This is a genomic window from Vibrio lentus, from assembly GCF_002875945.1.
Taxonomy (GTDB): domain Bacteria; phylum Pseudomonadota; class Gammaproteobacteria; order Enterobacterales; family Vibrionaceae; genus Vibrio; species Vibrio apostichopi.
Genome location: NZ_MCZK01000167.1, coordinates 73,246 through 88,868, shown reverse-complemented (window position 1 = coordinate 88,868; position 15,623 = coordinate 73,246). Strand labels below are relative to the sequence as shown.

General features: G+C 43.5%; 13 protein-coding genes and 1 tRNA gene. 7 read left to right on the top strand and 7 right to left on the bottom strand.

The window, feature by feature from the left end:
- Positions 1–457: 457 nt before the first annotated feature.
- From BCT49_RS22060 to BCT49_RS22050, 3 genes are all read right to left on the bottom strand, one after another.
- Positions 458–1,711 (bottom strand): HD-GYP domain-containing protein, encoded by a 1,254-nt coding sequence (locus BCT49_RS22060; protein WP_102438182.1) that lies wholly within the window; start codon positions 1,709–1,711, stop codon positions 458–460.
- Between the two features lie 81 nt (positions 1,712–1,792).
- Positions 1,793–2,200, bottom strand: coding sequence for a VOC family protein (locus BCT49_RS22055; RefSeq protein WP_029223348.1), 408 nt, complete (start codon positions 2,198–2,200; stop codon positions 1,793–1,795).
- Between the two features lie 357 nt (positions 2,201–2,557).
- Positions 2,558–2,642 (bottom strand) — tRNA-Leu (locus BCT49_RS22050).
- A 195-nt stretch (positions 2,643–2,837) separates the two neighbouring features.
- Here BCT49_RS22050 and BCT49_RS22045 point away from each other — a divergent pair.
- On the top strand, positions 2,838–3,314 hold the full coding sequence (locus BCT49_RS22045) for an RDD family protein (RefSeq protein ID WP_102438180.1): 477 nt from the start codon (positions 2,838–2,840) through the stop codon (positions 3,312–3,314).
- Between the two features lie 62 nt (positions 3,315–3,376).
- Here BCT49_RS22045 and lptG read toward each other — a convergent pair whose 3' ends face one another.
- Positions 3,377–4,447 (bottom strand): LPS export ABC transporter permease LptG, encoded by a 1,071-nt coding sequence (gene lptG / locus BCT49_RS22040; RefSeq protein WP_004735337.1) that lies wholly within the window; start codon positions 4,445–4,447, stop codon positions 3,377–3,379.
- A 3-nt stretch (positions 4,448–4,450) separates the two neighbouring features.
- Positions 4,451–5,551, bottom strand: a complete 1,101-nt coding sequence (gene lptF / locus BCT49_RS22035; RefSeq protein WP_029225986.1) for an LPS export ABC transporter permease LptF — start codon at positions 5,549–5,551, stop codon at positions 4,451–4,453.
- 192 nt (positions 5,552–5,743) lie between these two features.
- Here lptF and pepA point away from each other — a divergent pair, with 192 nt between their 5' ends.
- The 5 genes from pepA to BCT49_RS22010 all read left to right on the top strand — a co-directional run bounded on the left by pepA (position 5,744) and on the right by BCT49_RS22010 (position 12,399).
- Positions 5,744–7,264, top strand: a complete 1,521-nt coding sequence (pepA, locus tag BCT49_RS22030; RefSeq protein WP_065104169.1) for a leucyl aminopeptidase — start codon at positions 5,744–5,746, stop codon at positions 7,262–7,264.
- 99 nt (positions 7,265–7,363) lie between these two features.
- Entirely contained in the window at positions 7,364–7,813 is a 450-nt protein-coding gene (locus BCT49_RS22025) for a DNA polymerase III subunit chi (protein WP_017107785.1), read from the top strand.
- A 102-nt stretch (positions 7,814–7,915) separates the two neighbouring features.
- Entirely contained in the window at positions 7,916–10,789 is a 2,874-nt protein-coding gene (locus BCT49_RS22020) for a valine--tRNA ligase (protein WP_004735333.1), read from the top strand.
- 220 nt (positions 10,790–11,009) lie between these two features.
- On the top strand, positions 11,010–11,414 hold the full coding sequence (locus tag BCT49_RS22015; protein ID WP_102438178.1) for a DUF2061 domain-containing protein: 405 nt from the start codon (positions 11,010–11,012) through the stop codon (positions 11,412–11,414).
- 79 nt (positions 11,415–11,493) lie between these two features.
- A complete protein-coding gene (locus tag BCT49_RS22010) occupies positions 11,494–12,399 on the top strand; it encodes a bifunctional helix-turn-helix transcriptional regulator/GNAT family N-acetyltransferase (protein WP_102438176.1) in 906 nt (301 codons plus the stop codon).
- 49 nt (positions 12,400–12,448) lie between these two features.
- Here BCT49_RS22010 and BCT49_RS22005 read toward each other — a convergent pair whose 3' ends face one another.
- Both BCT49_RS22005 and rraB read right to left on the bottom strand, forming a co-directional pair.
- Positions 12,449–13,243: a glycosyl hydrolase 2 galactose-binding domain-containing protein gene (locus BCT49_RS22005; RefSeq protein WP_102438174.1), complete on the bottom strand. Its 795-nt coding sequence runs from the start codon at positions 13,241–13,243 to the stop codon at positions 12,449–12,451.
- Between the two features lie 124 nt (positions 13,244–13,367).
- A complete protein-coding gene (gene rraB, locus BCT49_RS22000) occupies positions 13,368–13,784 on the bottom strand; it encodes a ribonuclease E inhibitor RraB (RefSeq protein ID WP_004735324.1) in 417 nt (138 codons plus the stop codon).
- 577 nt (positions 13,785–14,361) lie between these two features.
- Between rraB and arcA the strand changes: the two genes are divergently transcribed.
- Positions 14,362–15,582, top strand: coding sequence for an arginine deiminase (arcA, locus tag BCT49_RS21995; RefSeq protein WP_009847726.1), 1,221 nt, complete (start codon positions 14,362–14,364; stop codon positions 15,580–15,582).
- Positions 15,583–15,623: the final 41 nt, after the last annotated feature.

Here is a 15,623-nt window from a genome sequence, read left to right as displayed (position 1 = left end):
TTGTTACCGAAGTAACTGTTATTACGCTCTTTCGAAAAAGAACCAATAACGTTTTGATATTCATCAACGAGTGCCCACACAGATTGATAGGTTTAAATTATTAAAGAGCTTCACTTGTTGAGCGTTCCTTTTAAGTAAGGAGCTTCTCGAAGTGGACGGCCATTCTAGCGTTTTAATTCTCAGTGTCAAACACTTATTGGGAATTAATTTCTACTTTTTAAAAGTAGGAGCGATTAAACGCTTTAAGCTAGTTGCCTTACCAACATTCTGCGCTGAAGCCTTGTGGCGTCTGCCGTGTCAGTGAGGCGGCATTATAGAGATACCGCTCATATTGACAAGCATTAAATACGTTTTTTATTGAAAAAAGAGGTTAAGTGAAGACAATTCAACCAAGGGCTTATTTATACCACTTTTAACCCAAGTTTCGAACAAATTACCCACAACACCCTGTGGATAACTACTCGCCATTATCAAAAAAGTAAGATAAACGAGCCCTTGGGTTTAGATATTCTCTAACTTGTTCCGGTAACTTGCTTGGATGAACCGCATTGACAATTTTTATCTCTTTAGTAAAGAGGTCAATGATCGGAGCTTGGGTTCTTGGAACGCTAGGATCATAGATCAGTACATTCGGGTAAAGCATGTGTTTGGCATTAACCGAAATCACGATTCCAATCGATTCATTTGAAAGCTGCACGACAGTACCCGGTGGATACACTCCCATAAACTTAACTAACAGGCTCAAGTTGTCCTGGCTATATAGGTGTTTACAGTTCTTATATAAATGAGAGAGTGCTAAGTAAGGAATCTTTTGTTGGGATTGCGTTTTACCATGGCAAAGGTTATCAAATGCATTCGCTACTGCAACTATCTTGGCAAACTCATCTATGCCTTGCTCTTTTAAGCCTTCAGGATAACCAGAACCATCATTCATCTCATGATGTTGAGCAATCACCTTTTTAGCACTTTCAGGAAAGTCATCAATTCCTGAGACAATATCTGCACCATATTTGGTGTGAAGCTTTAGGTAATTCTCTTCTGGTGGCGTCAGTGCGCTCTGCTTTCTTAATATCGCAACTGGTATTTTGATTTTACCTACATCGTGGAACAATGCGGCAAATGAAAGATCTTTCAACTGTTGCGTATTGTAGCCTTTGGCTTTACCTATCATTAGCGCAACAACAGAGACATTTAATGTATGAAAGTAGATGTCTTCAAAGTCAGCTTTTGCATTCATGAGATGCAAGGTTACGTTATCGTCACTTACTAGCGTTTCAACAATATCATCAACAAGAGCTTTAACCTCCCCTACTGCATCTAATGGGCGATTACGGATTTTGGTCATCACTGAACGCATTCGGGCAAGCGAACGTTCGAACTCTTTCTCGCAATGACTCACCCTACGACGGTAAGAACTTAGAGTTTCGATACGCTCATGCTTATCTTTCCACATTCTTTCCGCTTCAAGGCTTACCTGTAAATCACCATCAAGGTCTTGTTCACTTGCATGGTTAGCAGGTAAAGGTGATGTATCACTTTGGTTCGGGGTTATATAGACGTGCTTAATCCCAAGATGTCGAATGACCTTTACTTGAGCATCATCTTTGATTTTAAAGCTGTTGAGTAGAAATGGGTGTTCATTCCATTTTACTGGGAGTCGTATATGTAGACCGGGCTGAATGCGATCTACGGTAATCTTTATGCTGCCCATTTTTATATAATATTGATTATTAATCTCTATTTATAATTCTAATAAAACCAAGCAGCAATTTCACTATCCAATTTCACAGGTTCAACTTAAAGAATCACAGTGCACCATCCAACGTATACCGAACTTGTCTTCTACTTTGCCAAACCGGGCGCCCCAAAAAGTATCCGCTAGCGGTGTCATTATACGCCCGCCTTGCTTAAGCTTTTCAAATATGTGTTCCTGAGTCGCGGTATCCTCGGTAACAAGCGAGAGTGCAAGGTTGTTCCCTTCGAGTTCTTTGGCTTTAACACCATCAGACATCATGAGCTTCATGCCGAACGCTTCGAACTCAGCATGCATAATCCAATCAGGTTGAGCTCCCTCTATTACTTGTGGCGCATCACTAAAAAGTTGTTTCGATAAAACCACACCACCAAAACACTTATGGTAAAAATCCAACGCTTCATTACAACGGCCATCAAAAAACAAATAAGGGGTTACTGTCAGCATATCTCTCTCCTCTGCTATTTCTTTAAACATAGACAATAGAAGAGAGAATGATAGGTAACATTCTGATTTAAGGTGATTAATTTACTAAGAATTTGAATTACGAAAGGAAACTGTGAGATTTCGGGGTGAAACATAAAGATCTGACTGATTGAAAAAGCATTCCTGCCGCCTCCACGAAGGCAACGTTTTCTGTTCTCCAGATACAACAAAGCCCCGACTTGAGTCGAGGCTTTGTCATTTAAATATTGTACAGGTAGGCGACTTGACTGGGCTTGTATCCAAGCCGACACGCTGGGTTAGGAATTCACAAACGCCCAAAACGACGAAAGGTCGCTATAAAAGCGACCTTTCTATGTTTGGTACCGGTAGGCGGACTTGAACCGCCACGCCCGAAGGCAACGGATTTTGAATCCGTCGTGTATACCAATTTCACCATACCGGCATTATCTTGGGGCATTGCCCTTTCGATGTCTGGCATTATACGTATGCGAACTGATGTGGCAAGTATAAAAACTTGAATTCATGTGTGTTTGCCGATAATTTCGCCACTAAGTCATAAGCTGTGCGTCATGTCTCTTTTCACGCCAAGCCTTAGACTATATTCTGACGCCTAAATTTTTGAAGAAGTAATAACACCATGACATCAACAAACACAATGCCACCAGCAGGAGTAATGCGCCGATTTGGTGCCTTGTTCTATGACGCCCTTATCGTAATCGCTATTGAAATGTTGGCGGCTGGCGTCATTGTCGCTCTGCTGCACGCACTCATGGCGCTTGGCGTTTTTAGCCATAGCGGTTATGCCGATGTTAGTGACTTCTTGACGAACCACCCTATCTGGAGCCCTGCATACACTTTCTACTTAGTCGTAGTTTGGGTGTACTTCTTTGTTTTCTTCTGGACAAGAGCAGGCCAAACGCTAGGAATGAGAGCTTGGAAATTGCGTGTTCAAAATAAAGATGGCTCAGCAATTACGGTAACCCAAGCGCTGATTCGCTTAGGAACCTCAGGATTTGGATTAGCAAACCTATGTGTTCCATTCGATCCTCAGAAGCGTGGCTTTCACGATATCTGGGCGAAAACTGAAGTAGTCGTGCTACCACAAGCACGATAGCGCTATTAACTTCGCTACAATCAAGATCAAAAAAGGAAGGCGTTATGCCTTCCTTTTTCTATTTACAGTTTCCGCCTCAAGAGCATTATGGCAATTCCGAGGAACACCACGCTCGGGGCTAGCGCACCAAAGGCTGGTGGTATTTGATAAACCAAACTGACCGGGCCAAAGAACTCACTGGATATATAGAAGGTGAAACCTGCAATAACCCCCGAAAGAATCCTTGCCCCCATAGTCACACTTCGTAATGGACCAAAGATAAACGACAATGCCATCAACATCATGACCGCTATCGAGATAGGCTGAGTTATCTTTCTCCATAAAGCGAGTTCATAGCGTGATGCATCTTGCTCCGACGCCTTAAGGTAAGAAACATAATCGTACAACCCACTTAAAGACAGTTCTTCAGGCTTAACCGTTACAATGGCAAGCTTATCTGGAGCGAGTGACGTCTTCCATGAGTATGTCGGTAGGCTTTCTTTAGTAATCTGAATCTCATTTTCGAACGACGTGATCTCGACATCGTTCATTGTCCAAACGTTGTCTCCAACGTAATCGACCTCTTCAGAATATATCGCCGTCTTAAGTGCCTTATTTTCATCAAAGCGCCACATGTTCAAACCATATAGCTTTTCATCGTCAATTTTGACAACGAATATAAAGTCATTGGCATCACGCGCCCATACTCCGCTTTGGGTAGAGATAATATTACCACCAGCAATCGATATGGTTCTTAGGTCACGAGCCATCTTCTGTGCTTGAGGCGCCCCCCATTGACCAAGAAGAGTCACGACGATCATTAATGGAATAGCGGTTTTGAGTACCGATAGGCCAATATCTAACTTAGAGAAACCCGCAGCCTGCATCACCACCAGTTCAGAACTCGCAGCAAGCATACCCAGTCCAATCAATGCACCAAGTAATGCGGCCATTGGAAAGAACATTTCGATATCACGAGGAACACTCAATAGAACGAAATACAGCGCTTGTAATAGATCATAGGTACCACGACCAACCTTTCTCAGCTGCTCTACGTACTTGATAATCCCAGAGAGACCAACAAACGTCACCAATACCAGTGACGTCGTTGCGATGATGGTTCTGCCTATATATAAATCGAGAATCTTAAACACGGCTTAAGCTAACCTTTTATTCTTGAATTTTTCTTTCAAACGCCTTACTGGCACGCTATCCATAAAGTTTGCACCAATCGCGACAAATAACAACAACGCATTAATTGGCCACATGCCGACTACCGCAGGGATACTCCCCTCTTCAATCGAAGATTTGGTTGCACTGATTGCTAAGAAATAGGTTAGGTAAATTAGAATAGCTGGGCCAATTTTAGCGAAACGACCTTGTCGAGGGTTCACCGCAGACAGTGGCACAACAAGCATGGTCAACAATGGAATACAAAGCACCAATGAAATACGCCATTGTAATTCCGCTTTCGCACTGTTTTCTGGATTACCAATCAATTCGAGCGTAGGAATAGCTTCCCAATCTCGACCTTTTTTCTCGACCTCACGCTGACCAATTAAGCCTTCGTACTCTTCAAAGTGCGTCACCATATAATCAAGACGTGTCGGAATCCCTTCATGACGAGTACCATCGTACATCACAATCACTTGGCGGCCATCGCTGAGCTCTTTTACATCACCCGACTTAGAGAACATCACACTAGGCAATACCGAATCACGTGGGCGCATTTGAGCAACGAACACATTTTCTAACTTATTACCGTCGATATCATCAATGAAAACGACAGAAGAACCATCCGGCGTACCTTCAAATTTACCTTTTGGCAGTAAATCCACACTGTTTTCTGCAGCCACTTCTTCATACATTTGCTCAACTTTGTCTTGCGACCAAGGAGACAACCAAAATGAGTTAAAGGCAGCAACAGATGCGGTAATCAAAGCCAAATAAAGCGCAGATTGGATAAGGAATTTATTACCAATACCGGTAGCGTTCATTACGACTATTTCACTTTCAGCGTAAAGACGGCCAAAAGTAAGCAAAATACCAATATAGATACTGAGTGGAAGCATCAATAAGCCCATCGCTGGCATATTTAGACCAACAATCGACAATATGAGGCTCGCAGGAATATCACCATCAGAGGCGTCCGCTAAAACACTGATGAATTTTTGGCTGAGAAACACGAGAAAGAGAACAAAAAAGATCGCAAATTGGCTCTTGATTGTCTCGCGGATCAAATATCTAACAATAATCACACTCAAATTACCTATACAAAACTTGTTTTTTTGATTGAATCACTATAATTTCCCGTTGAACCTTTTATTTTTTTAAATTTTTAGCTAAGTGTTAGCGTTCTTCTTTAAGGTTAGTTCCATTATAGGATCCAACAAGTAAGAACCCATTATCTAACATTTAGTTCGATTTGTCTTCAGGATGTAGGAGTACGCATGGAGTTCAGTGTAAAAAGTGGCAGCCCAGAGAAACAGCGCAGCGCATGTATCGTTGTCGGTGTATTCGAACCGCGCCGCCTTTCTCCAGTAGCCGAGCAATTAGATAAGATTAGCGATGGCTACATTAGTTCACTGCTTCGTCGCGGTGATCTAGAGGGTAAACCTGGCCAGATGCTGCTACTGCATCAAGTACCTGGTGTACTTTCAGAACGTGTTCTACTGGTAGGCTGTGGTAAAGAACGTGAGCTAGGCGAACGTCAATACAAAGAAATTATCCAAAAAACCATCAGCACACTAAACGAAACAGGTTCTATGGAAGCGGTATGTTTCCTTACAGAGCTTCACGTTAAAGGTCGCGACACTTACTGGAAAGTTCGTCAAGCGGTAGAAGCGACTAAAGATGGTCTTTACACATTCGACCAATTTAAGAGCAACAAACCAGAGACTCGTCGCCCATTGCGTAAATTGGTATTCAACGTACCAACACGTCGCGAGCTAAGCCTTGGCGAAAAAGCGATCTCTCATGGTCTTGCTATTGCTTCAGGTGTAAAAGCATCTAAAGATCTTGGCAACATGCCACCAAACATCGCGAACCCTGCTTACCTAGCTTCTCAAGCTCGTCGTTTAGCTGACGATTATGAGACAGTAAAGACTAAGATCATCGGTGAAGAAGAGATGGAAAAGCTGGGTATGACTTCATACTTAGCAGTAGGCCGTGGCTCTAAGAACGAATCTATGATGTCTATCATGGAATACAAAGGTGCTGCTGACCCAAATGCAAAACCTATCGTTCTAGTGGGTAAAGGTCTTACTTTCGATTCAGGCGGTATCTCACTTAAGCCTGGTGAAGGCATGGATGAGATGAAGTACGACATGTGTGGTGCTGCATCTGTATTCGGTACAATGAAAGCACTGGCGAAACTTAACTTGCCAATCAACGTTGTAGGTATTCTTGCGGGCTGTGAAAACATGCCGGGTAGCAATGCTTACCGTCCAGGTGACATTCTAACAACCATGTCTGGCCAAACGGTTGAAGTACTCAACACTGATGCTGAAGGTCGCTTGGTTCTATGTGATGCTCTAACTTACGTTGAGCGTTTTGAACCTGATTGTGTTGTTGACGTTGCAACACTAACTGGCGCGTGTGTTATTGCTTTAGGCCACCACATCAGTGGCGTTCTATCAAACCACAACCCTCTTTCTCATGAACTTGTTAATGCTTCAGAGCAAGCAAGTGACCGTGCATGGCGTCTACCTATGGCAGACGAGTACCATGAACAGCTAAACAGCCCGTTTGCTGATATGGCAAACATCGGTGGCCGCCCTGGCGGTACTATCACCGCAGGTTGTTTCCTGTCTAAATTCACCAAGAAGTACCACTGGGCTCACATCGACAGTGCAGGTACCGCGTGGAAGTCAGGCGCAGCGAAAGGCTCGACAGGTCGTCCTGTCTCAATGCTAGTCCAATTCTTATTGAACCGCAGCGGCCATGAGACTGAAGAGCAATCTTCAAAATAATGAAAAGGGCCTACGGGCCCTTTTTTAATAAGCGCTATTTGTTAGATCCTGTTAGCCAAGTAACATTGATATCCACGATTTTCAGTTCGAGTGTTAAATATGCAGACTGCTACGTTTTACATTGTGTCTCCAGACAGCCCGCAAGCCAGCGAAGAAGGTTTTGCTCACTATGTGTTGTTTCTTGCGCAGCATTTTGCAAAACAAGGCGCTAAACTTTATCTCAACTGTAACGATAAAGATCATGCTGAGCGTATCGCTGAAGTTTTTTGGCAGGTAGAGCCTACTGAATTTATCGCGCACAACTTGGTTGGCGAAGGTCCAAAATATTCAACGAATATTGAAATAGGCCATCAAGGAGTCAAACCTAATTGGAACCGCCAATTGGTAATAAATCTGGCCGATAATCATACAACCTTTGCGAACGCCTTTGCTCAGGTGATAGACTTCGTTCCTTGCGAAGAAAAACCTAAGCAACTCGCTCGAGAAAGGTATAAAATTTACCGTCAGGCTGGATATCAGCTACAAACTATCGAGATTCAACATCCATAGTCAAACCTCATAGTTAAAGCTATCTTTGGATTTAGATTCAAGAAGCTTCACTTATGAAGTTTGACCACGATTAACCATTCACAGTATCCGTTTAAGAGCACTATGGAAAAGACATACAACCCAACATCAATCGAACAAGCTCTGTATAAGACTTGGGAAGAGAAAGGCTACTTTAAGCCACACGGTGACACATCAAAAGAAGCTTACAGCATCATGATCCCGCCACCGAACGTCACTGGTAGCCTACACATGGGTCACGCGTTCCAAGATACGATCATGGATACGCTTATCCGTGCTCAACGTATGAAAGGCAAAAATACGCTTTGGCAAGTGGGTACTGACCACGCTGGTATCGCAACTCAAATGGTTGTTGAACGTAAGATCGCTGCTGAAGAAGGCAAAACAAAACACGACTACGGCCGTGAAGCTTTCATCGACAAGATCTGGGAATGGAAAGGCGAATCAGGCGGCACGATCACTCAACAACTTCGTCGTCTGGGTGCTTCTGTAGATTGGGATCGTGAGCGATTCACTATGGATGACGGCCTATCGGCAGCGACTCAAGAAGTATTTGTTCGTCTATACGAAGAAGACCTAATCTACCGTGGTAAGCGTCTAGTAAACTGGGATCCTAAACTGCACACTGCAATTTCTGATCTTGAAGTTGAAAACAAAGACAAAAAAGGTTTCATGTGGCACTTCCGCTACCCACTAGCGAACGGTGTTAAAACCGCTGACGGCAAAGACTACATCGTCGTTGCGACTACGCGTCCTGAAACCATGCTTGGTGATACAGGCGTTGCGGTTAACCCAGAAGATCCTCGCTACAAAGATCTTATCGGTAAAGAAATCCTGCTTCCTATCGTTAATCGTCTTATCCCTATCGTAGGTGATGAGCACGCTGACATGGATAAAGGCACGGGTTGTGTGAAAATCACGCCAGCTCATGACTTTAACGATTACGAAGTGGGCAAGCGCCATAGCCTACCAATGATCAACATCCTAACGTTCAACGGTGATATCCGTGATGCGGCAGAAATCTTCACAACGAACGGTGAAGAAAGCGATGTGTACTCAACAGAGCTTCCAGCTAAATACCAAGGTATGGAACGCTTTGCAGCTCGTCGTGCAACGGTTGCTGAATTTGAAGAGCTAGGCCTACTTGAAGAAATCAAAGACCACGATCTAACCGTTCCTTACGGTGACCGTGGTGGTGTGGTTATCGAACCAATGCTGACTGACCAATGGTACGTGCGTACAGCACCTCTTGCTGCTCCTGCTGTTAAAGCCGTTGAAGATGGTGAGATCCAATTCGTACCTAAGCAGTACGAAAACATGTACTTCGCGTGGATGCGTGACGTGCAAGACTGGTGTATCTCTCGTCAACTTTGGTGGGGTCACCGTATCCCAGCATGGTACGACAACGATGGTAAAGTTTACGTAGGTCGCACTGAAGAAGAAGTTCGTGAAAAGAACAACCTTTCACCGGTAATTGTTCTTAAGCAAGACAACGACGTTCTTGATACCTGGTTCTCTTCTGCACTTTGGACGTTCGGCACACAAGGCTGGCCTGAAGATACTGAAGCAATGAAAACATTCCACCCATCAGAAGTACTAGTATCTGGTTTTGATATTATCTTCTTCTGGGTTGCTCGTATGATCATGATGACCATGCACTTCGTGAAAGACGAAGATGGCAAAGCTCAAGTACCTTTCAAAACAGTTTACATGACGGGTCTTATCCGTGATGAAAACGGCGACAAGATGTCTAAGTCGAAAGGTAACGTACTTGATCCAATCGATATGATTGACGGCATCGGCCTTGAAGAGCTAGTAGAGAAGCGTTGTGGCAACATGATGCAACCTAAACTGGCTGCTAAGATCGAGAAAGCAACACGTAAAACTTTCGAAGATGGTATCGAACCATACGGTACTGATGCGTTACGTTTCACTCTTGCTGCTATGGCTTCAACTGGCCGTGACATCAACTGGGACATGAAGCGTCTTGAAGGTTACCGTAACTTCTGTAACAAGCTATGGAACGCAAGCCGTTACGTACTGATGAATACAGAAGAGCACGATTGTGGTATGTCACTGTCTGTAGAAGACCGTGCAAATATGGAATTCTCTCTAGCTGATAAGTGGATTGAATCTCAGTTTGAAGTTGCTGCGAAAGAGTTTAACGCTCACCTAGACAACTACCGTCTAGACATGGCGGCAAACACGCTTTACGAATTCATCTGGAACCAATTCTGTGACTGGTACCTAGAGCTAACTAAACCTGTTCTTTGGAAGGGTACTGAAGCTCAACAACAAGCGACTCGTTACACGCTTATTACGGTTCTTGAGAAGACTCTACGTCTTGCTCACCCTGTTCTTCCTTACATCACTGAATCTATCTGGCAAAGCGTTAAGCCGCTAGTAGACGGCGTTGAAGGCGAGACAATCATGACTCAAGCGCTACCTCAGTTTAATGAAGCTAACTTCAATGCTGAGATCGTTGACGACATCGAATGGGTTAAAACTTTCATCACAGCTATCCGTAACCTACGTGCGGAATACGACATTGCACCAAGCCAAGGCTTAGAAGTAATGATCAAAGTCGCTGATGAGAAAGATGCAGCTCGTATCGAAGCAAACAAGATCGTTCTTACTTCTCTAGCTAAGCTAGACGATATTAAAGTTCTAGCAGACGGCGAAGCGACTCCAGCTTGTGCAACCAAACTGGTTGGCAAATCTGAGCTGATGATCCCAATGGCTGGTCTTATCGACAAAGACGCTGAGCTTGCTCGTCTAGATAAAGAAGTAGCGAAGACTCACGGTGAGATTAAGCGTATCGAAGGTAAGCTAGGTAACGAAGGTTTCGTTGCTAAAGCACCTGAAGCGGTTATCGCGAAAGAGCGTGAAAAGCTTGAAGGCTACCAAGAAACTCTTGTTAAGCTAGAAGAGCAAAAAGCGACTATCGCTGCGCTTTAAAACTGATTGAACGAGAAGGCTTCGAACTTCTCGCTCTAAATAGAAAGGTTGGTCTTCGTGACCAACCTTTTTTTATGCCTCTCACTCCAAGTCCTATCGTCAGTCACTTATTTATTGATAGGTTTCATCTATCAAATTAATCTCTCCTTCCCATTAGATTTAATGATAATAATTCTCAATAATAGCTCTATCGAAACAACACAACGACTGAGTAATTATCATGAAAAAGACACTAACCTTTGCTGCATTACATTTTACTATCGCATTTAGTGTCGCTTACGTACTAACAGGCGACATCTTAATTGGTAGCTTAATCGCCATGATTGAGCCCTCTGTGAATACTGTTGCTTTCTATTTTCATGAAAAAGCATGGGCTCAAGTTCCAGCGCTTAAAGCTCGTCAGTGGATGACTAAATTAAAAACAGCAAGCTTCGCGACTATCCACTTTAGTGTTGCCTTTACCGTTGTCTACTTATTGACTGGCGACGCCTTTGTTGGTGGTGTGATGGCAACGTTAGAACCCGCTTTGAATACTGTGGCTTACTATTTCCATGAGAAAGTGTGGTTACGAAAAGCAGAAAGCAAAGCAGTACAACCACTGTTTTGTTTACACCAACATGCTTAACCTAGAGAGTTTACTGTTGACATAGTTGCGATGCGCACTTAAATTATAGTTGTACATCGCAACCATATTGAGAGACAACATGACTTCAGCACAACTTAGAGAATTATCACGTCAGCTCGTTCGACAGCTTGGAATGCTCGACAAAGATTGTGGTGATATTGCCCTACCTCCGATTCAAGCTCATACGCTGATTGAACTAGAACAGCAGCCATTAACCGTGAATCAATTAGCGGATAAGCTCAATATTGATAAGTCCAACGCCAGCAGAGCAGTCAACAATCTAGCGAAGAACTCACTAATTCAAACCTCGCCACACCCCAACGATAAGCGCAGTGTTGTGGCTTCAGTAACAGAGCAAGGGATAAACACTCTTGCTAAACTTCACAGTCAACAGAATCAATTTTATGACTCGATACTTGAGCGTTTAACGGAAGCAGAAACTCAACAAGTTTCGGGGGGAATTGAGCACTACCTTAAAGCGCTGCAGCAAAGCCGCGCTTCAATCGATGTAGTGGTTCGTCCTCTACAACAGCAGGACAACACCGCAGTGGCCAATGTGATTCGCCAAGTCTCTTATGAGAACGGGCTAACTGAAGATAAAGGTTATGGTGTGGCTGATCCCACCTTAGAAGACATGTTCAGTGTTTATAACAATGAAAGGTCTCAGTATTGGGTAGTTGAACTTGATGGAAAGGTCGTCGGTGGTGGTGGATTTGCACCATTAGCGGGTATGCCAGAAGTCTGTGAACTGCAAAAGATGTACTTCTTGCCAGAAACCAGAGGCAAAGGCTTAGCGAAGAAGCTGGTTAATATGTCGATGGAGAAAGCTAAGAAGCTGGGTTATCAACATATGTATTTAGAAACAACCGAATGTCTTAATGCCGCCGTTAAACTTTACGAAAAATTGGGCTTTGAACACCTTGATTCAGCCTGGGGAGAAACAGGCCATGACGCTTGTGAAGTTGTCATGGCCAAGTCGTTATAAGCAGAATGCGCCGCTATAGCGAAAGAAGGTAGCGCTAAAATATTATGAATTAGCGTAAAAAGTTACTGACGCAAGAAGTTGGGTTCAAGGCAACAAAAGAACTCTCTTCTTGCCCATCAAGTACCACTTCTAATGAGTATAGATGCTTAGGGTTAGGATTCTCAATATCAAAAATGATCGGAGCTTCGACCTGGAACACGACGCCAGTATGTTCAGCGCGTACATCGATCGGCATTACGAGAGTCATACCATTAAACTTGATGGATGCCGATACTAACCCCGCCTTTAGCGTTTGATAGATAACATCCACTTTAAACTCACAACCACCACCGTGGTGCCAGATTTGCTCGGTGACGACTTGTTCAAGCTTCACATTGCGAACAAACTGCAAATACGGTGCATGCCAAATCCCAATACGTGAATCTGATTTAGCAATGGCTGCTGAAGGTACAGAGTCATCCATATCCTCTTCAAGCAACAGGCTTTCCTCTTCTTCAAGGAAAAGGATCTCAAAACGATTTCGGCCAAGCTGCATATAAGGGCGGATGTCTTTACGATATTCGGCTTCGCTACCATCACAGTCAAACACGGCAACGCCATTGAGTCGTACTTCGGCAAAGTAGTCAACGCCTGCGACAACTAACTCAACAAATGGGCACGCCAACATGGCATCATCCACTTCGATGTCATGCATCAGGTGCCACTCTTGCTCTGCGATTTCCTCTTCACTCAGGTTATCAGGGAGTTTAGAGCTTAACGGAGCAGGAAAGGTAATGTCATCTTGTGGGATTGAGAGATCCGTCAGTGGCGAAATTTGCCAAAGACCATCGAGAGGTAGCCGCATGTCATTCCTTGAGCTAGATCAATTTTGACCGCATTATAATGAATGAATGCATATAAAGACATTTATTTTTCTGAGGACAAAAAAATGCCAGCTCAAGGCTGGCATTCTTTAAAACTGGGAGAGATTACTCTTCGTCTTCATCATCTTCGTCAGGGTAGATAGCATCTTCACCTTCGTAGTAAGTGCCCCAACCGTCGTAGATAATGTCAAACTTCTCTGCAAGATTTACAAGCTTTTCAACTTGCTCATCAATCGCTTCTGCGTTCAGAGTACACTGCATCGTTGCATCACAACAAAGTAGCTTGTTGCCATCTTCGTCTTCTGTCTCTTCAGCTTCAAGCACTTCAAAGCCCATTTTGAATGCTTCAACAACGGCTTTCTCAAGTACTGCGAAATCTTCAGCGAATAGGTGATGCTCGATATCGTATAGAGCTTCAGGATCGCTACCATCTTCGATTAGTGCTTCAATGATGTCGCGAGTCTCTCCTTTTTGAAATTCAATTAATTCCGCTACTGATAGATATTCATCTTCGTGAGACATGTGTCTGCTCCAGAGTGTTGACTATGAAAAGATCAAATTTGATTGCCACGAAATATGGCACGGATCGCCTAGAAAAGCCACCTAGATCAGGCGTAGAAGAGTAAGTTTATCGCTAGATAACAGAAGGGATATCAATTAAAAAGTGAAATCAAAATCACAGAAACAAATTTTCAACATATTATTAACTATCGTGTGTTTTAGCATTTCATTTTTATTGTTACTTTTAGCCTTACTCCTTCAAAATTGAGTGGTTAGTCATATCAGATGCATACGGTAGATCACTTGAGTGGTGCATAAAACCGCACTTAAAAGTAAATAACTGCATAAATTTTGAATGAAAAATCATGTTCACCAAGCAAAGTGGATTATCGAATCACTGAAATTTGAGCATAGATCCGCAAAAAGTTTGTTTCAGAACTCAGCCTTTCGATTGGATTTTAATATCACTAAACCTAAATAACTCAGTATTTAAAACCAAAAATATCAAAATAACATAACCTTTACACAAGTTTCAAAACTTGCATATTACGAACAAGCTTGTCATAAATAGACGCTGGATTAATAGTAAGGATGCAAAATGAGTAAGCTGTACGTTGGCTCCGAAGTCGGTCAATTAAGACGAGTTCTCCTAAATAGGCCTGAAAGGGCACTCACCCACCTCACCCCTTCTAACTGTCATGAGCTACTCTTTGATGATGTACTTGCAGTAGAAGCGGCAGGTGAGGAACACGATGCCTTTGCGACGACACTTCGTAACCAAGACGTTGAAGTGTTATTACTGCATGACCTACTGGTTGAAACGCTTGCTGTGGCTCAAGCTCGTGAGTGGCTGCTTAATACTCAAATCTCTGATTTCCGTTACGGCCCTACATTCGCACGTGATTTAAGAGAGTACCTTGCTCAAATGGACAATGAGCACTTGGCTACGATCCTACTTGGTGGTTTAGCCTACTCTGAGCTTCCTATTAAATCTTCTTCAATGTTACCGAAGATGCACCGCCCACTTGATTTCGTTATTGAGCCGCTACCTAACCATCTATTTACCCGTGACACTTCTTGCTGGGTTTATGGAGGCGTCTCTCTTAACCCTATGATGATGCCTGCTCGCCAACGAGAAACGAATCACTTGCGAGCGATATACCGCTGGCACCCTGTATTCGCCGGCCAAGATTTCATTAAGTATTTCGGTGATGAAGATCTTCACTACGACAACGCCAATATCGAAGGTGGAGATGTACTGGTTATCGGTAAAGGCGCTGTTCTTATCGGTATCTCAGAGCGTACTAAGCCACAAGGTGTTGAAAACCTAGCGGCGAGTTTATTCAAATCCGGTCAAGCTAAAGAAGTGATTGCGATTGATTTACCGAAGCACCGCTCTTGTATGCACCTTGATACGGTCATGACGCACATGGATATCGACACATTCTCAGTCTATCCAGAGATCGTTCGTAAAGACCTAGATACTTGGCGCTTAACGCCGAAAGAAAATGGCGAAATGCGAGTAGAGAAAGCTGAAAACTACCTAACAGCGATTGAAGGTGCACTGGACCTCGATCAACTGAAGATCATCACAACTGGTGGTGATAACTACGAAGCTGAACGTGAGCAGTGGAATGACGCTAACAACGTACTGACGGTGAAACCGGGTACGGTTATCGGTTATGAGCGTAATGTTTACACCAATGAGAAATACGACAAAGCAGGCATCGAAGTTCTGACAATTCCAGGCAATGAACTGGGTCGCGGTCGTGGTGGCGCTCGTTGTATGAGCTGCCCTATAGAAAGAGACGGTATCTAAGCCACAAAACTCAATAAAGCGAACACACTAACTTATCTAGG